This is a genomic window from Actinoplanes sp. NBC_00393, from assembly GCF_036053395.1.
GTDB lineage: Bacteria > Actinomycetota > Actinomycetes > Mycobacteriales > Micromonosporaceae > Actinoplanes.
Genome location: NZ_CP107942.1, coordinates 9,554,847 through 9,579,620, shown reverse-complemented (window position 1 = coordinate 9,579,620; position 24,774 = coordinate 9,554,847). Strand labels below are relative to the sequence as shown.

General features: G+C 68.1%; 23 protein-coding genes. 9 read left to right on the top strand and 14 right to left on the bottom strand.

Translation table 11 applies throughout. From position 1 onward, the window contains the following. Positions 1-353 precede the first annotated feature (353 nt). Together ppdK and OHA21_RS44505 are read left to right on the top strand one after the other, a co-directional pair. Positions 354-3,014 carry a pyruvate, phosphate dikinase gene (gene ppdK / locus OHA21_RS44510; RefSeq protein WP_328465804.1) on the top strand — a complete coding sequence of 887 codons (2,661 nt, stop codon included), beginning with the start codon at positions 354-356 and terminating at the stop codon, positions 3,012-3,014. Positions 3,015-3,023: 9 nt separating this feature from the next. Next, on the top strand, positions 3,024-3,383 hold the full coding sequence (locus OHA21_RS44505; RefSeq protein ID WP_328465802.1) for a hypothetical protein: 360 nt from the start codon (positions 3,024-3,026) through the stop codon (positions 3,381-3,383). Positions 3,384-3,500: 117 nt separating this feature from the next. Here OHA21_RS44505 and OHA21_RS44500 read toward each other — a convergent pair whose 3' ends face one another. The 3 genes from OHA21_RS44500 to OHA21_RS44490 form a co-directional block, all read right to left on the bottom strand. After that, on the bottom strand, positions 3,501-4,235 hold the full coding sequence (locus OHA21_RS44500; RefSeq protein ID WP_328465801.1) for a DUF1963 domain-containing protein: 735 nt from the start codon (positions 4,233-4,235) through the stop codon (positions 3,501-3,503). 331 nt (positions 4,236-4,566) lie between these two features. Beyond that, a complete protein-coding gene (locus tag OHA21_RS44495) occupies positions 4,567-5,268 on the bottom strand; it encodes a DUF305 domain-containing protein (protein WP_328465799.1) in 702 nt (233 codons plus the stop codon). A 335-nt stretch (positions 5,269-5,603) separates the two neighbouring features. After that, positions 5,604-6,293 carry a CBS domain-containing protein gene (locus OHA21_RS44490; RefSeq protein WP_328465797.1) on the bottom strand — a complete coding sequence of 230 codons (690 nt, stop codon included), beginning with the start codon at positions 6,291-6,293 and terminating at the stop codon, positions 5,604-5,606. Positions 6,294-6,553: 260 nt separating this feature from the next. On the opposite strand from OHA21_RS44490, the gene OHA21_RS44485 reads away from it, so the two are divergent. Next, positions 6,554-7,426 carry a universal stress protein gene (locus OHA21_RS44485; RefSeq protein WP_328465795.1) on the top strand — a complete coding sequence of 291 codons (873 nt, stop codon included), beginning with the start codon at positions 6,554-6,556 and terminating at the stop codon, positions 7,424-7,426. Positions 7,427-7,631: 205 nt separating this feature from the next. After that, complete coding sequence (locus OHA21_RS44480; protein ID WP_328465793.1) at positions 7,632-8,498, top strand: universal stress protein; 867 nt, start codon at positions 7,632-7,634, stop codon at positions 8,496-8,498. 205 nt (positions 8,499-8,703) lie between these two features. On the opposite strand, the gene OHA21_RS44475 is transcribed toward OHA21_RS44480, so the two are convergent. Next, complete coding sequence (locus OHA21_RS44475; protein WP_328465791.1) at positions 8,704-9,186, bottom strand: universal stress protein; 483 nt, start codon at positions 9,184-9,186, stop codon at positions 8,704-8,706. Positions 9,187-9,856: 670 nt separating this feature from the next. Between OHA21_RS44475 and OHA21_RS44470 the strand changes: the two genes are divergently transcribed. Next, positions 9,857-10,834, top strand: coding sequence for an Acg family FMN-binding oxidoreductase (locus OHA21_RS44470; RefSeq protein WP_328465789.1), 978 nt, complete (start codon positions 9,857-9,859; stop codon positions 10,832-10,834). Between the two features lie 547 nt (positions 10,835-11,381). Next, entirely contained in the window at positions 11,382-11,966 is a 585-nt protein-coding gene (locus OHA21_RS44465) for a DoxX family membrane protein (protein WP_328465787.1), read from the top strand. Positions 11,967-12,387: 421 nt separating this feature from the next. Here OHA21_RS44465 and OHA21_RS44460 read toward each other — a convergent pair whose 3' ends face one another. Next, complete coding sequence (locus tag OHA21_RS44460; protein ID WP_328465785.1) at positions 12,388-12,714, bottom strand: HPF/RaiA family ribosome-associated protein; 327 nt, start codon at positions 12,712-12,714, stop codon at positions 12,388-12,390. Between the two features lie 598 nt (positions 12,715-13,312). On the opposite strand from OHA21_RS44460, the gene OHA21_RS44455 reads away from it, so the two are divergent. After that, positions 13,313-13,948: a DUF4352 domain-containing protein gene (locus OHA21_RS44455; RefSeq protein WP_328465783.1), complete on the top strand. Its 636-nt coding sequence runs from the start codon at positions 13,313-13,315 to the stop codon at positions 13,946-13,948. Between the two features lie 203 nt (positions 13,949-14,151). Here the strand turns inward: OHA21_RS44455 and OHA21_RS44450 are convergent, their stop codons facing one another. The 7 genes from OHA21_RS44450 to OHA21_RS44420 form a co-directional block, all read right to left on the bottom strand. After that, complete coding sequence (locus OHA21_RS44450; RefSeq protein ID WP_328465781.1) at positions 14,152-14,703, bottom strand: TetR/AcrR family transcriptional regulator; 552 nt, start codon at positions 14,701-14,703, stop codon at positions 14,152-14,154. A 39-nt stretch (positions 14,704-14,742) separates the two neighbouring features. Next, the gene (locus OHA21_RS44445) at positions 14,743-15,606 is read right to left on the bottom strand and encodes an SDR family oxidoreductase (protein WP_328465779.1); all 864 of its coding nucleotides are present in this window, start codon (positions 15,604-15,606) and stop codon (positions 14,743-14,745) included. Then, positions 15,603-16,103 (bottom strand): nitroreductase/quinone reductase family protein, encoded by a 501-nt coding sequence (locus OHA21_RS44440; RefSeq protein WP_328465777.1) that lies wholly within the window; start codon positions 16,101-16,103, stop codon positions 15,603-15,605. Before OHA21_RS44440 ends, OHA21_RS44445 begins: the two co-directional genes overlap by 4 nt. 211 nt (positions 16,104-16,314) lie before the next feature. Next, positions 16,315-16,785 carry an aromatic ring-opening dioxygenase LigA gene (locus OHA21_RS44435; RefSeq protein WP_328465775.1) on the bottom strand — a complete coding sequence of 157 codons (471 nt, stop codon included), beginning with the start codon at positions 16,783-16,785 and terminating at the stop codon, positions 16,315-16,317. A gap of 635 nt (positions 16,786-17,420) precedes the next feature. Continuing rightward, on the bottom strand, positions 17,421-18,518 hold the full coding sequence (locus OHA21_RS44430; protein ID WP_328465773.1) for an Acg family FMN-binding oxidoreductase: 1,098 nt from the start codon (positions 18,516-18,518) through the stop codon (positions 17,421-17,423). A 243-nt stretch (positions 18,519-18,761) separates the two neighbouring features. Continuing rightward, entirely contained in the window at positions 18,762-19,280 is a 519-nt protein-coding gene (locus OHA21_RS44425) for a hypothetical protein (RefSeq protein WP_328465771.1), read from the bottom strand. Positions 19,281-19,404: 124 nt separating this feature from the next. Further along, positions 19,405-19,818 (bottom strand): hypothetical protein, encoded by a 414-nt coding sequence (locus tag OHA21_RS44420; RefSeq protein ID WP_328465769.1) that lies wholly within the window; start codon positions 19,816-19,818, stop codon positions 19,405-19,407. A gap of 567 nt (positions 19,819-20,385) precedes the next feature. Here OHA21_RS44420 and OHA21_RS44415 point away from each other — a divergent pair. Together OHA21_RS44415 and OHA21_RS44410 are read left to right on the top strand one after the other, a co-directional pair. Beyond that, on the top strand, positions 20,386-21,396 hold the full coding sequence (locus OHA21_RS44415) for a zinc-dependent alcohol dehydrogenase (protein ID WP_328465767.1): 1,011 nt from the start codon (positions 20,386-20,388) through the stop codon (positions 21,394-21,396). Positions 21,397-21,829: 433 nt separating this feature from the next. Then, the gene (locus tag OHA21_RS44410; protein ID WP_328465765.1) at positions 21,830-22,450 is read left to right on the top strand and encodes a CueP family metal-binding protein; all 621 of its coding nucleotides are present in this window, start codon (positions 21,830-21,832) and stop codon (positions 22,448-22,450) included. 201 nt (positions 22,451-22,651) lie between these two features. Here the strand turns inward: OHA21_RS44410 and hemG are convergent, their stop codons facing one another. Continuing rightward, positions 22,652-24,043, bottom strand: a complete 1,392-nt coding sequence (gene hemG / locus OHA21_RS44405) for a protoporphyrinogen oxidase (protein WP_442875205.1) — start codon at positions 24,041-24,043, stop codon at positions 22,652-22,654. Positions 24,044-24,297: 254 nt separating this feature from the next. Further along, positions 24,298-24,666 (bottom strand): STAS domain-containing protein, encoded by a 369-nt coding sequence (locus OHA21_RS44400; protein WP_328465761.1) that lies wholly within the window; start codon positions 24,664-24,666, stop codon positions 24,298-24,300. Positions 24,667-24,774: the final 108 nt, after the last annotated feature.

Sequence of the window (24,774 nt, the reverse complement as noted above, 5' to 3'; positions counted from 1 at the left end):
ATACCGGGGCACTGATCGGAGTCGGGCGTGCCTGATGTCGATTGGGTGTCCGCATTCGACTGGCCCGCACGTCGATGCCGCACTGACCAGGCGCCGGCTCTCCAGGCCGGGGCGATCGTGCTGCTTTGCCGGAGGATTCCGAGCTGCTCGGACAGGGCGTCACCGAGAATCCTGTTCTCTTGGCCGCCGGGCGTGACCTCGACGGTAGGACATCGGCGTTCGCCTGTGGTTGTGTCGGCCGGTGACGCACGCCTCGGCCCATTCAGACGGGACTTCGTGCCCTACAGGACAGGTCCCGCGCGGGTTAACAACGAAGAGAGAGTGCCCGCAAAGCCGAGCGGAAGGCGGGAGAGATGTCCGGATACGTGTACGACTTTGCTGACGGCAACAAGGACCTCAAGGATCTGCTCGGCGGTAAGGGCGCCAATCTCGCCGAGATGACTCGGATGGGCCTTCCCGTACCGCCCGGATTCACCATCACCACCGAAGCGTGCCGTGCTTACTTGCACACCGGATCCATGCCCGACGGGCTGCTCGCTGAGATCCACGACCACTTGCGATTGGTCGAAGCGCGGATGAACAAAGCCTTCGGCGACCCGCGCGACCCGCTGTTGCTGTCGGTGCGTTCCGGGGCGAAGTTCTCCATGCCCGGCATGATGGAGACGATTCTCGACATCGGTTTGAACGACACCACCGTGATCGGTCTCGCGCAGCGCAGCGCCGACGATCACTTCGCCTGGGACTCCTACCGGCGTCTGATCCAGATGTTCGGCAAGACCGTCTTCGACATGCCGGCCGACGCGTTCGAGAACGAGCTCGCCGCCGCCCGCACCACAGCGGGGGTACGCACCGACGCGGAACTGAGCCCGACGCAGCTGAAGCAGCTCGTCTCCGCGTACCAGAAGGTCTTCAACGCGCACACCGGCCGCGACTTTCCGCAGGCGCCGCACGAGCAGCTGTTTCTCGCCGTCGGCGCGGTGTTCCGGTCGTGGAACGCCGACCGGGCGGTGCTCTACCGCCGGCAGGAACACATCCCGGCCGATCTGGGCACCGCGGTGAACGTGATGGCCATGGTCTTCGGCAACCGCGGTGACGACTCCGGCACCGGGGTGGCGTTCACCCGCGACCCGGCCACCGGCCGCCGCGGCGTCTACGGCGACTACCTGCGCAACGCCCAGGGCGAAGACGTCGTCGCCGGCATCCGCAACACCATGAGCCTGCACGAACTCGCCGACATCGACCCGGTCAGCTACCGCAAGCTGCTGCAGATCATGCAACGCCTCGAGCAGCGCTATCGGGACCTGTGCGACATCGAGTTCACCATCGAGAACGGCAAGCTGTGGATGCTGCAGACCCGGGTCGGCAAACGCACCCCGGCCGCCGCGTTCGTCATTGCCGCCCAACTCGTCGACGAGGGCACCATCGACCTCGACGAGGCGCTGCGGCGGGTGACCGGTGAGCAACTCGCCCGGCTGATGTTCCCCAGCTTCGACCTCGACGCCGCGCCGGAACCACTGACCACCGCCGTGGCGGCGTCGCCGGGTGCAGCGGTCGGTGCCGTCGTGTTCGACTCCGCGTCCGCTGCCGCCGCGACCGGCCCGGTCGTCCTGGTCCGCCGGGAGACTAACCCGGACGATCTGCCCGGCATGATCGCCGCCCAGGGCATCCTGACCGCGCGCGGCGGCAAGACCTCGCACGCCGCCGTGGTGGCCCGCGGCATGGGCAAGACCTGCGTCTGCGGCGCCGACGACATCCAGATCGGCGCGGATTCGTTCACCGTCGGCGGCCGTACCATCCGCGCGGGCGAGATCATCTCGATCGACGGCACCACCGGCCGCGTCTACGCCGGCGCGGTACCGGTCCGTCCCTCCCGCGTCGTGCGCTACTTCGAGGGTGAGTTGACCGCCCACGGCGACCCGCTGCTCGCCGCCGTGGAACGTCTGATCATCCACGCCGACCACCGCGCCCGGCTCGCCGTGCACGCCAACGCCGACACCACTGCCGACGTTGCCCGTGCCCGCCGGTTCGGTGCCGTCGGTGTCGGGCTGTGCCGCACCGAGCACATGTTCCTCGGCGAGCGGCGGATCCTGGTGGAACAGCTGATCCTCGCCGCCACTGACACCGAACGGACGGCCGCGCTCGCCGCACTGCTGCCGCTGCAACGCGCCGACTTCGAGCAGCTGTTCGCGGCGATGGATGGGCTGCCGGTCACGGTGCGCCTGATCGACCCGCCGCTGCACGAGTTCCTGCCGCCGCTGGAGGACCTGACCGCCCGTGTCGCCCGCGCTCAGGCGCTCGGCGAGGACTCGGGCCGCGATGGGATCCTGCTGGCGGCCGTACGTCGCATCCATGAGCAGAACCCGATGCTCGGTCTGCGCGGCGTACGTCTCGGTCTGGTCGTCCCGGGTTTGTTCGCGATGCAGGTCCGCGCGGTCGCCGAGGCTGCGGCGGCGCGGGTCGCCGTCGGCGGTGACCCGCGGCCGGAGATCATGGTTCCGCTGGTGGGCGCGGTGCAAGAGCTTGAAACGGTCCGCGCGGAGGCGCAGACGGTACTGGCCGGTGTGCCCGGCGCGCCGCCGATCCGGATCGGCACGATGATCGAGGTGCCGCGGGCCGCGCTCACCGCCGACCGGATCGCCACCGCCGCGGACTTCTTCTCCTTCGGTACCAACGATCTGACCCAGATGACGTGGGGATTCTCCCGCGACGACGTCGAGGGCGCGTTCTTCGGCCGCTACCTCGAGTTGGGGGTGTTCGCCGTGTCGCCGTTCGAGACGATCGACGTCGGCGGCGTCGGTGAGCTCGTGCGTGTCGCTGTCGAACGCGGCCGTGCCGCCCGCCCGCAGCTCATTGCCGGTGTCTGCGGCGAGCACGGCGGTGACCCCGCCTCCGTGCGGTTCTTCCACGAAGTGGGTCTCGACTACGTGTCCTGCTCACCGTTCCGCATTCCCATCGCCCGGCTCGAGGCCGGACGTGCCGCGGCCGGAGGCATCACCGCCGCGGAAAGCCGTTAGGAGGCGGCCATGCGCACCACCATTGATGATCACCGTCAGCCGACTCGGCCGCCGGAGGTCGTGCCTGTCCGCTGCGGTAACCGTGAGATCGGCGCCTACGTGACCGCGCCGGCGGGCACGCGGTTCGTGTCCGCCGTCGACGTAACCACCGTCACCGTGGCCGTTCTCGCCACCGTCGCGGTGGCCGCTGTCAGCGCGTCGATCGGCCTGGCTACCCGGCGCCGTCCCGCGATCGGCACGGTGACCATGGGACCCGGCGGATGGGTCAGCCTGAAACGCACCACCCGGCCGCCGCTGCGTCAGGCACGCCCCGGCCGGCCGTGGTGGGCTCATCTGCTTCGCGCCCAGCGGCTCGTCGTCGAACGCTGACACATGAACGGCAGCTTCCGAAGGTTGGTGTCGGCATACCAGCGTCGCCGCTATGCGCTGAACCGGCCGCGACGCGGTCGACGCCGAGCCGGGGACCACGCCGAAGTCCTGACCGCGTCAGCCGTTGAAGTCAGTCATCAGCCAGATCCGGTCGAAGGCGCGCTCGGCCAGATCCGCATGCTTGATCATGAAGTTGACCACAATCAGCGTCTCGCCGAACGCGTCACCCACCTGCCCCTCGTCCAGCCAGACGGTGGCTAGCACGATGTGCTCGTTTGCGTTGAGGATGGGGTTGTCCGCGCCGCCGGTGCTGGCGGCGCCGTAACCGCCGAGGGAGAACTCGTAATCGTTGTCCTCTAGGTACCACATAACCTCTTCGATCGCCTCCTCGACCTCGTCGTCCAAGCGAAGGTCGAACGGCACCTCGTGCTCGTGCTCCGGAAGGCTCCAGCCGGCACGAGCGTGCAGCAGAATCGGATCGAAGACCGGCACACCGGGGTGCGGATGCTCGGTTACCGGAGTGCCGGCCGGCACATGAACGATCCGGCAGTCGTTGGGCGTGAAGTCCGGCTCGACAAAGAACAGCAGCGACCCGTCGGCCGGCAGGTCAAGGTCGTGCCCGTGCGAGGGGATCGCGGCGAGGTCGAGCGTCAACACGAGACACTGCCCGGCAGGCCACGGTTCGCCCGCCGGCAACGCCGCGAGACCGCCGAACCGACCGGCCACAGGCAGGCGGTCGCCCTCCGGAACCAGCTCGGTCTGTGGTCGGGCGAGCCGCACCCAACGCTCGATCTGCTCCACCGGCACACCCACTTCTCGGGCCGCGCCGCGGAACTGCTGTCGTACATCCATGGCCGGGCATTGTGCCTGAAGGGTCCGACAAACATCAGAAGGCCGGTTCGCAGCAGGCTCCGAGGCGCAGGCACCAGGCGCAACGGTGCAGGTGAGACCGGTCAAGCTGCCGTCGGGGACGTTGCGCAGCTGGTCGACAAGCTGGAACCACGCGACAAGTCGACGCACTACGAAACACGGCCTAGTCGGGCAGGCAGGATGGTTCCTGGCCGGCATCGCCGAGTCGGCCTCGAAGTCAGCGCCTGACTCGGTCGAAACTGATCAACACCGTCGTGAACCTTTTGCCAGCACCCGGTCTTTCCCAGACCCGACAAAACGATCCAGCGAGGACCTACAGCGGCTTGGCTCCGTGGCCGTTCAAGACATCTTCCAGCGCGTTGATCTCCGACTGCTGGCCGGCCTTCATCGCTCCAGCGAGCCAGCGCACGTCCTCGTCGTCGCAGCGCTGTAGTGCCGCCTCGGCCATCTCGATACCGCCGAGATGATGCCGCAACATCAGTTGCGCCCACAGCACTTCGAAGTCACGGCCGGAGGCGGCCCGCAGCCGGTCGAGTTCCTCCCGGCTGGCCATGCCGGGCATCAGGCCGCTCGACGAATGCGGGGTGTGACTCATCCACGCCATCGCGGGCTGCTCACCGGTGGGCTGCAGCCCCCACTCGCGCAACCACGCCTGCATGGTCCCGATCTGCCCATGCTGCGTCAGGGCGATGTCCCCACCCAGCACGCCCAGCTTCGTCTGCGGCGACCGGGCATGCGCCAGCATCCCCAACTCCACCGCCTGCGAATGATGCGTCGACATGTCGCGGGCGAATCCCGCCTCCACCGACGCATCGCCATACCGCTGATCCCGGGAGAACCACCATCCCGCCACCGCGCCGACCCCGCTGAACAGGACCGTTGCTGTCACCACGATCGCCAGCGCGGTACGCACCAGCACTACCCGCCCACCCATACCGGACACATCCTCGAATCCGCGGCTCACACAATGCAGCCATTCCCGACATCGGCAAGACTCGACGAGACGGTCGAACAAGGCCGCACCTTACCGCCCAATATTCACCTGTTTCCGCCAGATCGCGGCAGGGCCGAAGGTCCCGTCAAAGCGAACCGCTGGCCCCACCCGCGAAGGCGAGGCAGCCTCCGATGACTGCCGACGACGACGCCGCTGCCGCTTGCGCTCGATCCTGACGGACCGGGCCACGGACAGACAGCGCGTCACCGCGGAGACAAGCCTTGACGGTGCCCGCCTACGGATCTCGAGCCAGCAAGGATCTGCGCGTCGATCAGCTTGGTAACGGTGTCGTTATTGACGGCTTGACCTGCGATATGCATCCTGTCCGGTTCAGAACTCCTTCGCGGCGGACGCCGCTATCCGGCGACGGCTCCCATGCGTGGGTGCAGCTGGTTGCGGTCGTCGTACTGGTAGTCGAGCTTGTTGACGACCTCGACGACCCCGGGGATGAGCCGGGTGAGCCGGTCCGCGATGTCCGCGGTCGACCAGCGGTCGACCTGCCCGGTAAATGTGACGACGCCGGCGTCAACTACCGTCCGTACGGCGATGCCGCCGTCAAGGATGATCGGCTTCAGCACGGACGCCTGCACGTCGGCGTGGATGTCTTCGTCCGAGCGCAGATGCACCTTTAACAGGTCACTGCGGGACACGATGCCGATCAGACGGCCGAGATCATCGACCACCGGCAGCCTCTTGACCTTCTCCTGATCCATTCGGCGCGCCGCAGCCGCGATCGTCGTGCCCCGCATCGCCTCGACGACCGGAGCGGTCATCAGGTCCGCAGCGGTCTGGGCGGACGCTTTGATCCGCTCACCGCGGCGCCGCCGGCCTTCGAACGGGCGCGGCTCGTCCGCACCCGCATACTCGATTTTGCGGAGCAGGTCCGCCTCGGAGACCATGCCGATCACGCGGCCGAAGTAGTCGACGACCGGGACTGCGCTGCACCGGTGCCGGGTCAGCAGATCCACGATCTCCCGGTAAGGCGCGCTCTCGGCAACCGAGATCACCTCAGTAGTCATCACATCGTCCACACGCCAGGTCTTCATTGCCGGCCTCCTTCCACGCCGAGAGTAGGCAGCGGTTCGGTCGGCGGGTCAGGGCCGAAATACCTCCTCAGCCGGGACGGTCGGAACGCGTGCCCGACCCCGTAGGAGCTGGTAGCGCCGTTTCCGGGCCTCGTTTGCGGCCCTTCCTCGAGAGCGGTGCCGTAGGGCCGGGGACCTGAACGGCCGGGACGTTCTACCCTGCCACGAAGGCATCGACCGGCATGACGATGAGAGGAGACAACGAAGTCGAGGGAGGAGCCATGAGCGAGCGTCCGATCATCGTCGGCGTCGACGGCACCGACACGAGTACCGCGGCGCTGCGGTGGGCAGCCCGGGAGGCTGAACATCGGGGTGTGCCGCTGCGCATCGTCCACGTCCTGGACTGGGACTGGAACAGCAACCGTTACGACTTCGGCGGCACGCGGTTCGAGACCGCTCGCCGGCTCGCCGAACGTGTGCCAGCGTCCGCTGCGCGCACGGCCCTCGACGTCGCGCCGGGCATCGGGATCGAAACGGATGTGTTGATCGGCAACCCGGCGGCCCGGCTGATCGACATCGAGGACGCGGACCTGCTGGTGGTCGGCCATCGGGGACGCGGCGGATTCGCCGGGCTGCTGCTGGGCTCCGTCAGCCAACGGGCAGCCACCCACGCCTCCTGCCCGGTCGTCGTAGTCCGCGGCCGCGCTGACGTGGCCGAGGGACCGATCGTGGCCGGTGTCGACGACTCGGACTCCGCCGATGCAGTCCTGGAGACCGCCTTCGACGCGGCGGCCACGGCCGGATGCGGCCTGACCGTGATCCGAACCTACCTGCCGGCGGCCGCGCTGTACCTCGCGCCCATCGCGGCGACGCAGGTGCACAGCCCAGAACAGGATGCCGAGGAACGGGACCGGCTACTGGCTCAGGTGGCGCCGTGGCGCGACAAGTACCCCGGCGTGCCGGTCGAAACGCTGCTGTCGCACGACAGCGCTGCCGCAGTCCTGACCGGGGTGTCGCACAGCGCCCGGTTGGTCATCGTCGGCAGCCATGGGCATGGCGCGCTTGCCGGCACGCTGCTCGGCTCCACCGGTCTGCAACTGCTGCACCACGCCGACTGCCCGGTCCACATCGTTCGTCGCCGACGCCAACGGTAACGACAGAGCGGGTTCGATCGGGGCTCGGCCGTGCTACCGGTCCTACCAGAGGCCGCCCTCACAGAGAGCCGAGGCCGGCCTCACCGCGGAACTCGCCGGCCCCAGCAGAGCAGTTGCGATCGGCGGTCCGCCGTGTTCCGGCGCTCGAGTCGGAACCGGCACTGCATCGGCTTGACGGGTTGACGGCATCGCAGAGGAGTACGCCATGAACGCCAAGAAGATCGTTGTTGGTTATGACCACTCGGACGACGCCCGCGCCGCCACCGTGTGGGCGTTCGACGAGGCCGCCCGTACCGGCGTACCGGTCGAGATCGTGTACGCCCACGAACTGCCCGGCTGGCTCCCGTCGGACTACGTGAAGACGGCACCGGACGTATGGCCCGGCGGGGACTGGGAGCGAACGGTCGCCACCGCGCTCGACACGTTGCTGACGCAGGCCAAGCAGACCCATCCGACGGTGCCTGCCGAGGTCGTCACCCTGCACGCCCATCCGGCGCAGGCACTGCTCGACCGATCCTCCGACGCCGGGCTGGTCGTGGTCGGCAGTCGCGGACACAGTGCAGTGGCTGGGTTGCTCGGCTCGGTCAGCGTCGCGATCAGCGCCCACGCCCGCTGCCCTGTCGTCGTGGTCCGCGGCTCCACCACCGCAACCGCACCGGTAGTCGCCGGCGCAGACGACTCAGCAGACGCGTGGCCGGTGGTGCGTTTCGCCGCGCAGCAAGCCGCGTCCCGTGAGGCGCCGCTGCGGATAATCCGGGCCTGGCGCCCCGTGACCGGCCTGTGGGAGGACACGCCCCTGGTGACCCGTGCCGTCACCGACGAGGAACGGCGCCCGTTCGACGAACTCGTCGACCAGTGCCGCACCGAGTTCACCGCGCTGCATATTCAGTCGGAGGCCGTCGTCGCGCACCCCGCGGCCGTCCTGACAACGGCCAGCACCACCGCGCAGCTGCTGGTCGTCGGCAGCCGCGGACGCGGCGCCCTGCGCAGCCTGCTGCTCGGCTCGGTCAGCCAGCACCTGCTGCGCCACAGCGCCTGCACCGTGGCCGTCGTACACGCCGCCCAACCGTGAATCCGATCGGGCCACGCCGGTAGTAAGTCCTGGTAACCAGGCCAGCGGCGTTTCCTCACCGCGGTCCACGGCGCCGGCCCGGTGCCTCATCACCGATGGCAGCCGCCGACCTGTGCAGGCCCCTGTCCACCCGGGTGGACAGGGGCCTGCACAGGTGGGCGACCCGGCTCGCCGGACCGGGGTGTCGATCGCCGCCGTTACCACATCACTCGGCGCGCTGCTGATCGCTCGGCACCACCAGCACCGGCGAGTGAGCATGGTGCAACGTCGCCATCGCCACACTGCCGAGAGCCTTGGTTCCACCGAGCCCGCGGGATCCGACCAGCACCAGGTCCGGATGGAACTTGGCGGCCAGTTCAGCGAACCTCAGCCCATCCCCGCCGTAGGTGCGTTCCACCAGCGGCTCAGCCGTCCACCCGGCGGCCTGCGCCAGCGTCACACCCATCGCGGCGATCCGGTCCGCCTCCGCCGCTCCCTCACGTTCGGTCGCCTCGACGAACTCGTTGACCCCACCGGCCCCCTTCCACAGCCGGCGGCGCAGCGCCTCGTCCGCCATCGGCGGCGCCCACAGGTGCGTGATCCAGGCCCGCCCGGCCGGTAGCAACGCCGCGCCCACCTCAATCGCCGCGCCGGCCGGCACCGACCCGTCGTAGCCGACCATCGCCCGGGCCACTCCAGTGCCATCCATGACCGACACCTCCTTCTGCTCCGTGGTCTGGCCACCGTCACACCGCAACCAGCGGGATAGACGTCGGCGCGCAGACCGGCACGCGATCTCGCAGCCGCCGGCGATCACAAGGATCGGCCGAATACAGGCCGCCCACGTAGCGTTCACAAGTGAATCTCTGGCATTCATGTCACCACCTGCGTCACCAGCGCCACCAGGGCTGATGGGCCTGACGGACGTGCCAGTGCGCCCCAGGCCAGCAAGCAAGAATGAACCGTTCGCGGCATCCGCCCGGCAGGCCGCTGATTCCGTGGCTTCGCGCTCGACTCACCACATCCACTACGGGACACCGCGCAGCATTCGGCCTTGCCGCGCCAGACGCAGCTTTACGCGCCCCCGGTCACGCTCGGCCGATCCGCCGACGACAGGCCTTTCGGCCCTAACCACTGAACCGAGCTCCAGGCACCGTGAAGAGAAGCATTCGCAGACCGACGGGCCGGCCCGACCGCCCAAATCATCAACCTCAGGGCGTACCGGTCACTCGGACGCCCCGGCACGGGACTGCACGCCGACGCGACCAGACCCCGATATACGCCGCAACCCACCGCCACGGCCGGACCAGCCCGGCCACCGACCACCAGCAGGCGCAGCCCCGCATCCGGTTGCCGGCCCCGCTGAAGGGAGTACGAGCATGAACGGCTATGACGACACCGACCTGCTCCGAGCCGCTTCGGCGGGTGTCCGCGCCCCGTCGATGCACAACAGCCAGCCGTGGCGGTTCCGGCTCAACAGCGGCGCCATCGAGATCCTCGCCGACCCGTCACGCCAACTGCAGGTCGCCGACTCCGGCGGGTGGGCCATGCGGCTGGCATGCGGCGCGGCAACCTACAACGCACGTCTGGCACTGACCGCCGCAGGCCGCCCCGCCGACGTGCTGATGGCCCCGGACTCGGAACGGCCCGACCTGATCGCCCGTCTCACCCCCGGCCACGAACGGCCACCCACCTACACCGAACGGGACCTGTTCGCCGCCATCGAGCGCCGGCACAGTCACCGGGCACCGTTCTGGCCGGATCCGGTACCTGCCGACGTGCGGGTCCGCCTGATCGAAGCCGCCCGCAGCGAACACGCCTGGCTGGACCTGCTCGTCGGGATGACCGCGCTGGCCGGGTTCTCGCAAATCGCCCACAGCGCCGACCGGGTCCTGCGACGCGACCTGAACTACCAGGCCGAAATGATCACGTGGACTGACGCGGACGCCGCCCCGGACGGTATCCCGTCACACGCCGGCGCACCCGTCACCGAACCTCAGGATCTGCTCCCGCAACGCGCTTTCGCCGATCGGCACCGCGCTCCTGGCCGTGACTACGAGCCCGAACCCCTGGTCGGCATCCTCGGCGTCCCGAGCGATCGGCGCCTCGACCAGATCGTCGCCGGCCAGGCCCTGCAGAAGGTCCTACTCACCGCCACCGACGCCGGCCTGTCAGCGTCGATGATCTCCCAGCCGATCGAGGTGCCAGCCGCCCGCGACCAGCTACGCCGTTCCCTGGGCCGCACAGGGTATCCGCAGATCGCCCTACGCATCGGTTACGGGCAGACGACCCGGCCGACGGCCCGCCGTGACGTCACCGAGGCCCTGGATAGGGCCGTCGACTACCAGTCCTGCTGAATCCGTCCGGCACCGCCCCTGATCCGCGCCAGTCACCACGGCGCGGGCAGGGGCGATGCATTCCCCCGCTCCTGCCCGGACGCCTCGGTTGGAGGGTGGACACAACCCGACCTCGGCTTCGGTAGCGAGTGCCATCCACGACGCCTACCGGGCATCCAGCAGCACCGTGTCGGCACCCATTCCGACTACCGGCGTCATGCCCGCCGTAGCAAGCGGTATCGGTTTCGGGCGACGGGCGATCCGCAAGCGCTTGGGACGGCGTTCTCACCGCAGGGAGCGATGCGGCCCTCGCGCGGCACCGGGTCGCGCGCAGCACACCCGCGTCGTCCGCTGGGCCGCCATGTCCGTGTGACACCGCCAGCAGTTCGAGCTCCACCGCGAGATGCCGGCTCCCGCTCATCACAGCCCGCCGGAATCGGTGGGCCGTGGCCGTCACCGTCTCCAGATCGAAGGGACTTTGGTCCCGCCGCGACAGGCGATTGAGCACGGGCGCCGTCGCCAGCGTAAGCGCAATCTAGAACTGTAGGTATCGATGAAGGAGGCAGTGATGACAACCGTCGGCCGGAACCCTGTGGTTCACCCCGAAACCGTCGAGGCGCCCGGCCCTATGATCACTAAGAGTGCCGCGAAGGCTCTCGCCGTGCTGCGCATTAGCACCGGGTTCGTGTTCCTGTGGGCGTTCTTCGACAAGATGTTCGGGCTCGGATACGCCACCCCGACCGAACGGGCATGGATCAACGGCGGCTCTCCCACCAAGGGCTTCCTTTCCTCGGTGGAGATGGGCCCGTTCCAGGACTTCTTCCACTCGATCGCCGGGCAGACCTGGACGAACTGGCTGTTCATGCTCGGCCTGCTCGGCATCGGCCTGGCCCTGATCCTCGGCATCGGCCTGCGGATCGCAGCCGTCGCGGCAATGCTGATGATGGCCATGATGTGGCTCGCTGAACTGCCGCTGGCTCAGACCACCGCCTCCGGCGAACCGAGCGGCTCGACCAACCCGCTCGTCGACTACCACGTCGTCTACGCACTTGCCGCCATCACCGCCGCTTTTACCTACGCCGGCCACGTCTGGGGTCTCGGCCGCTGGTGGAGCAGCCTGCCTGTCGTGCGCAAGAACCGCTGGCTCATCTGAACAGCCATGCGGAGCAAGCCGGGTCGCCGATCGGCGACCCGGCCGCTCGTACAGCTGACCGCCCTGACGGAACCCGCTGTGCGGAACCGACCCGCTCGAACAGTCGCGCAGCTGCCCAGCCCCATCAAGCGAACGGCCGACGACCAAACACCCGCCAGACGCGCTATCTGTCGCCCTCGCCGGGATGCGCCTACCGCGGCCTTGATGAGCGTGGCCCGGGTTCGAGCCGCTCCGAACAGTGACGCGGCATACCCCCCGACAACGAGCCGAGCCCTCTGTCGGCCCGCTAAAGCTTCTGTAAACAGTGCTGCGCGGCCGGACTGTCGCCGACCGCGCAGCTTCGAACCATTCACGCACCGTGGCCGGTGGCTCTTGGGTCACTGGGCAGACCGATCGACGCCTGCCCTCCGCTGGTCAGGAATCACGAAGCTCGAGATCGGAGACCTTGTGCCGGACGACGGCGCATGTGACGCAGACGCGAGCGCAGCCGCTCTTGCAGCAGGTCAGTGGCTTCCTGCATCGTCTCGCCGACAGCGTGAACGTGGATACCGACTCCGTTGACATCGGCGTGTACGTCGATGCGGGGTCCGGGCGCCGCAGCGTCCAGGTTCAGCCGGATTCGCAGCAACGGAGCCGGGGCGTGGTGCAACGCCGATATCACCTTCTCTCGGGCGTAGTCCTCGGCTTCCGGCGTGACGTCGCCGTGAGTGTGCACCTGCGGCTCGATGACCAGATCGCTGACGGTCATGGTCGCCTCCTCGAGGTCGTCGTCCGTTTCCGATTCGACGGGCGTACCTCCAATATGATCGGAAGCAGCGCCGAGCAGTAGGGGCCGATGGCCCTGGTAGGTGCTGGTATCGGCACCTCGGTCCACGGCCGGCGAGGAGCCCGGTCGCTGACGGTGACGAGCGGCTCACAGTTGATCTCCTAGCCGCGATTCTGGGGCGGCCCGACAGGCGAAGAGCATGCAGGCGCGGCACCGCCGCGCTGGCTCAAGGGCCGTCAGGCGAAACGCCGCAAGCCTGCCTAAGCGATCGCGTCGATCCGATGACATCGCCCTGCCGCAGGAGCCAGCGACGGCGTGTGCCTCGGTGAGCAGGCTTTACACATGCTCATGTAACAGGCAGATCACGAGGTTCTTGAACTGACCTTTAGTTGATCATGAGCGTCTGTCAAGCTCCCGCACGGCCGCCGAATAGTGCACGAGCCGCGCTCGACCGCCACCGTTACCGGTCCACAGCGCGGAGTGATCTTGGCTGACCCATCCGGTTGAATGACTTCCCGGCCGGGCTTCGGACTGGGGCCCGCCACCAACAGTCCAACCAGACCAGTCCATGGAGCCACCTGTGACAACCCCTCAGCACGACCAGTTCCCGCCGACCGGTCCGAACGGCCCTGCGGCCCCCCAATACGTGGTGATGCAAGCCCCGCCGCCCAAGAAGAAGAAGAAGTGGCCGTGGATCGTGGGCGGCATCTTCCTCGTCATGGTCCTCGGATGTGTCGGCATTTTCGCCGCCCTCGGAACCGCGGCGAATGAGGTAGTGGAAACCCTCGATGAGAACGCCGCCGGCAAGAACGCCGTCCCGGGCGAGATGGGCAAGCCCGCCCGCGACGGCAAGTTCGAGTTCACCGTCACGAAGCTGGACTGCTCCAAGTCCAGCGTCGGCAAGTCGGCCCTCGCCCAGAAGGCTCAGGGCACCTACTGCATCGTTAGCCTCACGGTGAAGAACATCGGCGAGGAGGCCCAGACGTTCGACGGCACCAGCCAGAAGGCCTACGACGCGGCGGGCACGCAGTACTCCAACGACAGCGCAGCCGAGTTGGCACTCGCCGGTGACGCGAGCACTTTCCTGGAGCAGATCAATCCCGGGAACCAGGTCAAGGGCCAGCTTGTCTACGACGTACCCAAGGGCACCGAGCTCACCGCGATCGAACTGCACGACTCGTTCCTGTCGGGCGGAGTCAAGATTCCGCTGAGCTGAGGTTCATCACACACGGCGATGCCGCCCAAGGCGAGCAGTGCCTCCGGGCGGCATCGCTACACGCCAAGGCCCTTGCTACCGGTCGCCGGCGAGCACCCGCTGGGCTACGCGCCGATTCTTGGCACGTCATCCAGGCGGTAGCAGAACACGGCTGCGGTGATCGGTCGCCGCGCCGCCGCGCTCACGCACCGGCTGGTGTTTGATCAGCCTGCGGCGCCGTACGCGGCGAGGACACGATTGACGACACTCTCGGCATAGGCGGCATCGACCACAGCCCCGGAGATCGCTCTGCGGTGGAACAGGGGGCCGGCGAGCATGTCCAGGACCTCGGCCGGGTCGGTGCCGGCGGGTAGTTCCCCTCGTGCGATGCCGCGTCGGATGACCGCGACGATCACACTGTGTCGGGTGTCGGCTTCCCGGCGGTGCAGGGCGGCGAACGCGGGGTCGCGTTCGGCGGCGTCGATGAGCGCGAACATCAGGCCGGCGGCGGGCCCGGTGGACAACGATCGGGCGAGGCCGGTGAGTAGCTCCATCAGGTCGCCGTACAGGGAGCCGGTGTCTGGGTCGGAGGGGGTTTGCAGGATGCTGCCGAACGCGTCCAGGACCAGGGCGGGCTGACTATCCCATTGGCGGTAGATGGTGGTCTTCGCGACTCCGGACTGTTCGGCGATCGCCTCTATGGTCGTGGCCGCGATGCCGCGCTCGGCGAGCAGCCGCAGCGTCGTGTTCAGCAATGTGGCGCGGCTACGCAGCACCCGTGGGTCCGTACGCCCGGTCACCATGCCCTCCTCGAGCTATCGCGGCGGCCACGATTTCCGGTGGTCGCTCACATACTGTGCCAGGGTCCTCGGCGCCCGGCCGAGCAACCGCGCCAGGGCCGGATCGACGCGTTCTGCCTGCCCGCGACGCAGGCCGGTGTGCAGGACGGTCTGCACCAGGCATTGAGCGATCGGCAGCCGCTGCCGGCGAAGATGCCGCAGGTAGCCCGCGATCGTGGCCGGCTGATAGCTGATAGTGCGGCCGAGGGTCCCGGTCAGCAACCCCGCCACCGTGTCGAAATCGACGGCCTCCGGACCGGTCAACGTGTATGCGGCACTCCGGTGAGCGTCGGGCGCGGCGAAGATCACCGCGGTTGCGGCGCCGATGTCGCGGGTGTCGACGAAGGCGACCTTCCCGTGCCCCGCCGGCAGGTAGATCCGGTCCTCCGTGCGGATGTCGTCGGCGTACGCGTCAGCAAGGTTCTGGGCGAAGAAACCGGGTCGTAGGATCGTCCAGGGAAGGCCGCAGGCGCGCAGATGCTTCTCCACCCGGTGATGCGGGACGATCCGGTTGGTGTCCGCCCCGGCGACCGATACGAACACCACGTGCACACGGGAACGGCGGGCGGCGGCATCGAGCAGCGCATTGAGCGTGGGACCGACCCGTGAGATCGCCGGTGGACGGACGAGAAACAAGCCGCTGGTACCTGCCACCGCGGCATCGAACGTCTGCGCGTCGAAGAAGTCGAGGCGTACCGTCTCGGCGCCGGGGAACCGTTCGCGGAGCCCCTCCACGTTGGTGCCGGCCACACGAACAGGTAGGCCGGCGGCCAGCAGCGACCGAGCGGCTCCACCGCCGACGTTGCCGGTCGCGCCGGTGACCAGGATCGGACCGGTCATCGCGGGCCGTCTACGGTGAGATAGATCAGCGAGAGACCGTCGCGGCGAGCGGCCTCCTCCAGCTCGGCGAGCGTCGGGAGACGAGGCACGTTGATCCGGATGCCCAGGCGGCGGCCAGCCTTCTCGTGGCCCACCTCTTCGATGAGGTACAGGTATGTGGAGGCGACCGTCTGCGGGTCCTCCACCAGGTTGGCCCGCGCCTGGCGGCGCTCGCCAAACATGGTGACGCCGACGTTAGTGCCGCCGCGCAGGTTGGCACGCCAGCCGGAGCTGGTCAGCACCAGCAGGCGACCGTCGGCGATGGCGCGGTAGGCCACCGGCAGGATGAATCGACGGCCGCTCTTACGGCCGACGACGTGCAATAGCAGCAGGTGCCGGCCGACGCCCTGAGCACGTCGCGGCGAGGACAACAACCACCGCATGACGCGATTGACAACACGGTACGGAGCCTTGGGTGGCTGGACGCGCTCGACGGCCGGCCTCGACGTAGTGGTCACCGCTCGAGACTACGCTACGCTTCCGTAGCGAAACTACGGTCGTTGGTCACGCCAATGCTCTCGGCCATAGCCGCAGTCGCCTGCTCCCCGCCGCCCGTTCTCAACTCGCCAGACGGGGGACACCGCGCAGCCCTCAGGAGGGACGAAAAGACGGCGCCCGCCGATTGCCGGGCGCCGTCTGATGGACTCAGCAAAGCGCAGATGCTCGGTGTCAGGCTGCCGCCTCCAGTGCTGCAGCGAGGCTGCGAGCGAGCAGGAACTGGGCGTAGCCGATCAGGGCGATGACGACCCCGAGCCCCATCGCCATGGCGGCGATACCGAAGGAGACCACCGACGTGAAAAGCGAGGCTCGCAGGAAGGAGCCGTTCATCACGGTCTGCCGGGCCGGGTCCTCACGGTCGAGTTCGGCGTACGTCTTGCCGCCGCTGGACTCCAGCGCGTGCTTCTCGATGATCTGCGCCTCCGCATACGCGGTAAGCGGGCCATCGATCTTCTCCCCGGCGAACCAGTCCGCGTCCTCGGAGACGGTGATTCGCTCGTCGGCAAGCTGAGATTGCACGGTGAACCACGTGGTGGCTCCGGCAACCACCATGACCAGGCCGGCGAGCATCAGCAGTATGGCGATCACACGGACGGGCTTGGCCGGACCAATCCGGTTGACCTTGGCGGCCGCGGTGCTCATCTGTACTCCTCTGTGGCAGGGATTCGAGCCTCTTAAGAAGGGCTTCGACCAGCGCCCGGCTTACCCCCAATCGGTGAGCACAATCCTCACCGGCTTGGAATCGACCGTTCACTTGCTTACTAAGCGTGCCCGCCTACGGACCTTGCGGATAGGGCCGACAAGGCCGGGTCGAAAGTCCCGTACATGCATCCCTGGACGGGGCCGAATGGCCCTGCACGGCTGAGGTGCCGGCGTCGCACCATGACGGATGAGCTCAGTAGCGGGCGGTCGCACAGGGCAATGCCGCTGCCGGCCGAGAGGAGGACGACATGAGGCCACTGATTGTCGGCGTCATCCTGCTTCTACTGGCGGTCCTGATGGTTGCCGGACCTCTCTTGGAGAGCTTGCTCGACCGCATCCTGCTCCGGCATGCGCATGACGGCCCACGCCAGGGTCATCGGCACGCGGTCCGGCAGCGCCAGCGGTAACGACACCGGGGGCCTCTTGGCCTGGGCACGCCCGACCGCGATGGTGTCCGAGATGCTTCGCGAAGCCTTCACAGTGTCGCCCCGGACTTCGACGCCGGCCCGGATTCCGCGTAGGGCCACGACTCTCCGGTGGCGAAACCCTGGCCGGTGTCGTGTCTCGAGCAGAGTTCAGTCGCGTAGCTCGATTACCTGCTCAGCAGGCAGACGAGGGGTCCTGCCGGGACCGCCGGACTCCGGGTTGGGAGTGCCCAGACGCATGACGAGGTACGGCAGACCGATTTCGCCGAGCATGCGATCCAGCTGATGGCGGGTGAACGACACCTCGATCGGGCTGCTCATCGGCAGTAGAGCGGCACCGAGCTCGGTGGCGGTCAGCCACACCGCGCTGAGGGCTTCGCCGGCACGGAGCCAGTCGATCGGTTCGTCGCCTGTTCCGTAGAGCACCGCGTAGCTGGCGGCGTTGTCATGCCCTGAGCCGGGCGCGAGGGTGCCCGCAGTGCCGAAATCGCGTTCCGCGACCGTGGTCTGAGGCATCGTCGCCGGCAGGTTCGCGTCGGGAATGCCGGCGCCGTCAGCCCGCTCACCACCGACCCAGACCGCCGTCTCGCCCCGCAGCCGTTCGTCGGCGCTCTCTGTCTTCTGGGCACGTTCCACCAAGACAGCGAGGTCGATTTCCTGGTCCCGGGTCAGCAGATGCAACCGGACGCCGACTCCTTCAGCGGCCGCGATCAGCGCATCCAGAACGGCGGGAGCGACCGGTTCGTCGCTGACCGTCCGCCGATCCGTGTGCCGCACCGGCAACTGCTCCAGCAGCCGGATCGCTGCCGGATCGGCAACAGTCCGCCCCTCGATGCGGACCACGGCCAGCGGGCCAGGAACGGTCTTGTCGACCACGCACTGCCAGCCGCCGGCGCTCAACGCAACTTGCGCGTGATGCAGGGCGGTTCCGCAGCTGATCAACAGCATCTGCCCGTCACGGTCCTGGAACTGCAACTGCCGGCGGTGCACCGGGTGCAGTTCCATCCGGTCGGCGTGAACGACCCACCGCCAGGGCTGGGTGTTGTGGATCGACGGCGCAAACCGGGCTGCATGGGCTGCGTTCAGCAGCACCTGACGGGTGTCCACATCTTCCTTCATCAGGTGTCCTCCCGTACAAGCGACAGCGTCGCGGGCCCCTGCCGGCTCCGAGCTGGCAGATACTGGCACGTCCAACCGGTCCCGGCGCGTCAGCGCAGGAGAGCCTTCGCGGCGCACCACCGTGATCACGAGTGCCCTGTAGGACGGCGGCAAAACCGGCAGATATTCCGACGGCATTGTCCGCTCGGCAAGACGCCTGCCGGTGTAACCGGCGCCAGCCGGTCGGACAGCGCTGTTCGGACGCACACCATGTCACCTAAGCAGGTTTCAGACCGGCAGGAGCGCTGATCGTGACTAACGGCCCGACCAGCGTTGACAGGCTCCCCGTACCCCGTAGGCGCCTTCCTGCGATGTCACAACCGACAGCTCTGATCACAACGCAACCACGTCGCTCGACCGGCGGGCGAGGAGCCGACGCAGACCATCTCCGGTAATCGTTGCGGTGGTAGCTGCCATCAGCAGACCGCCTACGATTCCGATCAGGGTGATCACGGCGACGGATTGTCCCGGGCGCCACAACAGCGTCGTGAAGCCGAGGAACACGCCGAGGCCCACCGTCCAGGCGACCGCGGTGATCACGATCCAACTCGCCGACCGGCGTACCACCCGCCTCAGCACAAACCACTGCCCGAACCCGATCGACGCCAGAAGCACGGTTCCGAGTACGGCCACGGCAACGGCCAGCAGCCCTGGCGGCACCTGCGACAGGCGGCCGGCGAGCATGCTGGGCAGCATCCCGATCGCGTACGCGACGACCGCAGCGGCCGCCGTCACGCCGACCCACCGCCGCGAGCTGATACCGGATATCGCTCGGCGCAACACGATCGCGTGCGACCCGCCCAGCAGCGCACCCTCCACCGCACCTGCTGCCAACACGGCGGGCAGCATCACCGCCGCAGATGCCCGCGCGGTGAAAGCTCCGACCATGGCCGAAACCGCAAAGCCGACGAACTCGCCGACGGTTACAACAGCGATCCACCGGCGCTGTAGCCGGGTACCCCGCAGCGGCACCGGATCAGGTGGCGGGCTGAATGAAGCGCAACTCCACCAGAACCCACGTACCGTCCGGACGCGCGCGGGAAAAACGCCGCCGATACACATCGAAAGCCGCAGCAGAGTCCTTCACCTGACCGATCGCAGGGTGCCAGGTGCCAGACAGCCACACCTGCACTTGCGCCGGCCGACGGAAGTGCCGCCACCACCGCTTCGTTGACGCCTGCCCGACGGCCACCACGAAAGTGAGACCGTGAGGTGTCGTAGCGGCAGCCTGGACCGGCAGCGTGATCAGCGCCCCGGCCGACGACGTGTAGCGCAACACCACCAGCCCATCCGGCAGCAGCCCACTGAACGGCGACATCAACAGGCGTGGGATCAGACCGACACCCGCGGGCCGGGCCGGGTCCCGTGGCACTCCACCGGTATTGGTCATGCTGCGAGCATCACTGCTCGCATCGCTGGGTAGAAGAGCAACCACTACTCGATACCGGGACTTTCGTCCCGGTCGGACAACGCAGATCGCTGCAGCAGCGACCTCGTCAAGGCCGCACGCCAGCGGGGCGCTGCTCGGCCGCTCCGAGTCCTCAGCCAGCCGGGATCGTTCCCTTCGAGCGGAAACGACCCACGGTCTATCCGCCGACTTGGAGCTCCACTCCGCCGAACGCTGCCAGCCTCCGGTTGTACAAGACGGCCACCCGAGAGAACCCCCCGACTCTCCGGGTGACCGTCTTGTACGCCGGCATGACTGGCTCTCCGGCTGACGCCGATCAGAGCGCAACCATGGGGTTCGCGAGGAGCCACCCGACGTTCAACCACAACAGCGTCGCATAGCAACAGCGAATCCGGGGGACGTCCAGCGGACTCGGCGGTCGCTGTCCGCCCTGCGGCCGCCGAACTCAACGACATGATCTACAGGTCCCGGATTACGGGTCCATCGGCCCTGACCGGCTGGGACACGCCGGACGACGATGGATACGCAAGCGCAAGGAAGGAGCACATCATGCGTGCCGCCGTGGTCACCGCGTTCAACCAGCCTCTGGAGATCAAGGAGGTGCCCATCCCGGAGCCGGGACCCGGCAAGATCCGTGTGCGGCTCGAAGCAAGCGGCCTGTGCCACACCGACATCCACGCCGCCCGCGGTGACTGGCCGGTCAAGCCGGCTCTGCCGTTCACCCCCGGCCACGAAGGTGTGGGCATAGTCGAGAGGGCCGGCGAAGGTGTCGCCGCACCGGCCGTCGGAGACCGAGTCGCCGTGCCCTGGCTCGGCTTCGCGTGCGGAACTTGCGAGTACTGCATCACCGGCTGGGAGACGCTGTGCGAGGCACAGCTCAACACCGGCTACGCGATCGACGGCGGACACGCCGAATACCTGGTCGCCGATGCCCGCTACGTCGTCCGGGTACCCGACGGCATCGCCCCCGCCGAAGCCGCGCCGCTGACCTGCGCAGGCGTGACCACCTACAAAGCGGTCAAGGTCGGCGGGGTCACCCCCGGCGACCGGGTCGCGATCTTCGGCATCGGTGGACTCGGCCACCTTGCCCAGCAGTACGCGCAGATCTTCGGCGGGGAAACCATCGCCGTGGACGTCACGGAGGAGAAACTCGCCCTCGCCCGGCAGCTCGGCGCCGCGCACACCGTGAACGCCGCCGACACCGACCCGGTCGCGGCGATCGAAGCGCTCGGCGGCGCTGACGTCGCAGTCGTCCTCGCCGCCGACCCGCGGGTTATCGAACAGGCCCACGCGTCGCTGCGCCGCGGTGGCCGACTCATTCTGGTGTCGCTGCCCAAGGACAACGCGATGTCGCTGCCGATCTTCGAAACCGTGCTCAAGGGCATCCGGGTGATCGGCTCGATCGTCGGCACCCGCGCCGACCTGGCCGAGGTGTTCCGGCTGCAAGCCGCTGGCCGGACCGAGGTGCTGTACGAGACCCGCAAGCTTGAGGACATCAACTCCTCGATCGAGGACGTACTGGCCAGCCGCGTCCCTGCCCGCCTGGTGCTGCTCCCCTAAGCGCGAGCCCAGGCGGCCCCGGTGTGCCGAACCCAAACCCCCAGGTGTCCGGCACACCACCCCCTACGCGGGCCCTTCCCTTAGTGGCCCCTCGGCGGGCCCGCGTAGGTGCGGCTAAAACGTCCCGCAACCCCGGATCAGTTGGCATAGCACCGCGCAACGTTATCCACAGCTGCACGCAGCCGGAGGGGGCCGGTGTGCGGGCATGCCGGGTTCGCCACAACGAACAACACCGGTCATCCCGCTCGGCACGGGAGTTGAGTCGTTCTTCGATCTTCCGCACCTGTCGAGGCGCCACAGCGGAGTCGGATACCGCTGCCAAAGTGAAGACCGGGCACTCTACGGCTTTCGATCAACGGCATCAGCCGTGTCAGCCGTCGTTGACGAGGAGCGATCCGATGGATCTGGTCTGGTAGCGGAGGTGAGGGTGAAAATGAAAGTCTTCATCGTCGCCACAACGGTGTCCGCATTGCTGTTGGCCGGTTGCGCGACGGCCGACGATCCCGTGACCGCATCGAACGCCGTACCCTCAACCGCAACCGCAACCGCAACCGCAACCTCAGCGAGCGGACAGGCCGATGCACTTCTCGCGACCCACGGCCTTGCAGGCAAGAACACCGTCGAACTTATCGACCACCTCGACCGGCTGAGCGTCGCGGAACGGCCGACCGCGCTGAAAGCCTCAGTTCGACCCCACGAACTGGTGATCTCCAGCGGGGCACAGGAATACCAACTCGACATACCCGATGGCCAGTTCTACCTGTCCGTGGCGCCGTACGCGAACCAGACGCACCAATGCTTCTACCACTCCCTCACCACTTGCAAGGGCGAACTCGCCGACCAAGACGTGCAGGTGAAGATCGTCGACGAGACGAACAGCAAAGTACTGGTTGACGAGGTCCGGACCACCTTCGACAACGGGTTCGTCGGGCTCTGGCTACCCCAGGGCATCACAGCCACGCTGCGGATCACCCATGACGGCAAAACCGGGCAGACGAAAATCGCCACCGGCGAGCAGGCGCCGACCTGCCTGACCACACTCCGACTCACGTAAGCGGCAACAAGACCCCTCGATACGCCGCCATCGCCGGTCATCGACTCGCTATGGACCCGAGCTGACGCTTTCCCGCTTGCTCTCTTTCCGAGAACGACGACGAGTGACGCCATAACACAGGAGACGCGTCAACCCGGCCGAGGCGCTAACCAAACGCTCGAGCCCAACACCGATTGATCCGGGCCGCGTTGCTCTGCTCGGTCATGCGCCGTCCAAGTGCTTGCACACATCGCCGGCCGCACGTTCACCGCTGACCACACACGCCGGGATGCCGACCCCGTCGAACGCTGCCCCGGCCAGCGCCAGCCCCGGCGGCAGCCCGGCCCGGACCTGCAAGATCCGGTCCCCGTGGCCGGGGGCGTATTGCGGCAGGGCGCCGCCCCAGCGCCGGAGCCAGAACTCGGCCGGCGCCGGCAGCTTGACACCGACCAGCTCGCACAACTCCGCGTGAGTCTGGAGGAAGAGCGTCTCGTCGTCGTGTTGGAGACGCTGTTCCTCACCGGCGTGGCCCAGTGAGGCCCGCACGATCACCGGTCCGTCCGGGTCGGTGAGATGCGGCCATTTACGAGTGAAGAACGTCGCGGCTTTGACTAGTGTGCCCTCGCCCGGCGGCACCAGGAAACCTGACAGGTCCGGCAAGGCGGTCCCGGGTGGCAGGGCCATCGCCATCAGCGCGACACTCGCGTACTGCAGCGCGCCGACCGCCTGCGCGGTCTCCGGCGCGGCCTCGGCCAGCAACCGGGCGGCCGGCTTCGCCGGCACCGCCAGAATCACGGCATCCACGTCGTCGGTCTGCGGAGCCGGCGCAGGCCCGAACGTCAGACGCCAACCCTTCGGGGTACGCGTGAGCTCACGCACCGGCTGCCCGAGGCAGATCCGGGCGTCACTGGCCGACGCGGCGGCCGCCACCAGACGGCTCATCCCTCCCCGGACAGCGGCGAAGACCGGCCTGCCTGGCGTTCGTTTGGACTGCGCCTGAGCGGCCCGGACGGCGTCGCGAAGGGTGTGTTCGGCTTCCGCGGTGCGGGCGAGCTGCGGCATCGTGACCCGCAGGGACAGCCGGTCGGCGCGCCCGGCGTACACCCCGCCGAGCATCGGGTCGACCAGCCGGTCCACCACCTGGTCACCGTACCGGGCGCGGACCAGCTCGCCGACCGTGATGTCCTCGCCCGGGGCGAGCAGCGGGCGGCCGGTGTCGCGGTCCGCGTCGGCCTCCGGCGACGCCGTCCGGTCCAGCGTTGCCAGGTCGCCGGGGATACCGAACATGGTCCCGGGCGGAATCGGGGTCAGTCGGCCGCCGATCGCCAGGGCGGCCGGGCGCGGCGCTGGATGCACCAGGTCGTCGCCGAGTCCGAGTCGCCGGGTCAGGGACACCGCCGCGGACTCGGCGCCGTCCGGGGCGCTGAACAGGAACGACTCGGCGCCCTGCTCGACCGCCAGTCCGGCCAGCTCACCGGTACGGAGTTTGCCGCCCAGGGCAGCGTCTCGCTCGTACAGAATGATCTCGGTGTCCGCCGGCGCTCGCTGCTGCAGCCGCACGGTGGCCGCCAGGCCGGCGATGCCGCCGCCGATGACCGCGATCCGCTTCCCCACGTAGATCACCCTCCCAGCTCGCCGCCGCGCCGTCCCACCGGGGTCCAGGTCTGTGACGCCGACCCAAGGACACCGGCCTGTGAAACGGCGCCGGCTCGCGCCTACCGCGCCGGGCTGTTTTGCTTGGCATAGCCGGCCTAGCCGGTGGCGGAGCCAGTGCTGGCGCTGACGCTGCGCCAGGTTCCGTCGAACAGCATCAGCCCCGCCGCCAGGCTGGTGATTTGCTCAGCGAGGTGAACTGCGCGGTGCGCGTGTCAGCGATGGTTTGCAGCGTGAAGGTTCTTCACTTGCACCTCCACACCCTGCCCGTTCAGCCGGGTACACGCGTGCACGACAGCGCCGACACCGGCGGAGTCACAGACACCCACACCAGTCAGGTCGACGACGACCTGGGCGGCGCCCTGCGCCGCGTGGACGATGACGTCGTGCAGGTGGTCTGCAGCGGATTCGTCGATGTCCCCGGCGACAGCCAGGCGTACGACGCCATCGTTGACCACATGACTGCTGATCTCCAACTGTTTCCTCCCGGAGCGTGTCGGGTTGCAGTCGATCATCGCGCGTAAAGATCCGTTAGTCGCCTCGACCGCAAGAAGACGGCTCGCGGTTTCGCCAGCAGCGAGCACACTGAATCCCACTCGCCTGTGGCGCTACGAAGTCCCAGCGACGTCGCTTTGCCGATTCCCCGGCTTCACCAGGCGGAGTACTCGATGATCGACCTATGGACTGGCGAA

Bases quoted from the DNA above. Each gene is read 5' to 3' on its own strand.
- ppdK (WP_328465804.1), top strand. From the start codon at position 354: ATGTCCGGATACGTGTACGACTTTGCTGACGGCAACAAGGACCTCAAG.
- OHA21_RS44505 (WP_328465802.1), top strand. From the start codon at position 3,024: ATGCGCACCACCATTGATGATCACCGTCAGCCGACTCGGCCGCCGGAG.
- OHA21_RS44500 (WP_328465801.1), bottom strand. From the start codon at position 4,235: ATGGATGTACGACAGCAGTTCCGCGGCGCGGCCCGAGAAGTGGGTGTG.
- OHA21_RS44490 (WP_328465797.1), bottom strand. From the start codon at position 6,293: ATGAAGACCTGGCGTGTGGACGATGTGATGACTACTGAGGTGATCTCG.
- OHA21_RS44485 (WP_328465795.1), top strand. From the start codon at position 6,554: ATGAGCGAGCGTCCGATCATCGTCGGCGTCGACGGCACCGACACGAGT.
- OHA21_RS44480 (WP_328465793.1), top strand. From the start codon at position 7,632: ATGAACGCCAAGAAGATCGTTGTTGGTTATGACCACTCGGACGACGCC.
- OHA21_RS44475 (WP_328465791.1), bottom strand. From the start codon at position 9,186: ATGGATGGCACTGGAGTGGCCCGGGCGATGGTCGGCTACGACGGGTCG.
- OHA21_RS44470 (WP_328465789.1), top strand. From the start codon at position 9,857: ATGAACGGCTATGACGACACCGACCTGCTCCGAGCCGCTTCGGCGGGT.
- OHA21_RS44465 (WP_328465787.1), top strand. From the start codon at position 11,382: ATGACAACCGTCGGCCGGAACCCTGTGGTTCACCCCGAAACCGTCGAG.
- OHA21_RS44460 (WP_328465785.1), bottom strand. From the start codon at position 12,714: ATGACCGTCAGCGATCTGGTCATCGAGCCGCAGGTGCACACTCACGGC.
- OHA21_RS44445 (WP_328465779.1), bottom strand. From the start codon at position 15,606: ATGACCGGTCCGATCCTGGTCACCGGCGCGACCGGCAACGTCGGCGGT.
- OHA21_RS44435 (WP_328465775.1), bottom strand. From the start codon at position 16,785: ATGAGCACCGCGGCCGCCAAGGTCAACCGGATTGGTCCGGCCAAGCCC.
- OHA21_RS44420 (WP_328465769.1), bottom strand. From the start codon at position 19,818: ATGACCAATACCGGTGGAGTGCCACGGGACCCGGCCCGGCCCGCGGGT.
- OHA21_RS44415 (WP_328465767.1), top strand. From the start codon at position 20,386: ATGCGTGCCGCCGTGGTCACCGCGTTCAACCAGCCTCTGGAGATCAAG.
- OHA21_RS44410 (WP_328465765.1), top strand. From the start codon at position 21,830: ATGAAAGTCTTCATCGTCGCCACAACGGTGTCCGCATTGCTGTTGGCC.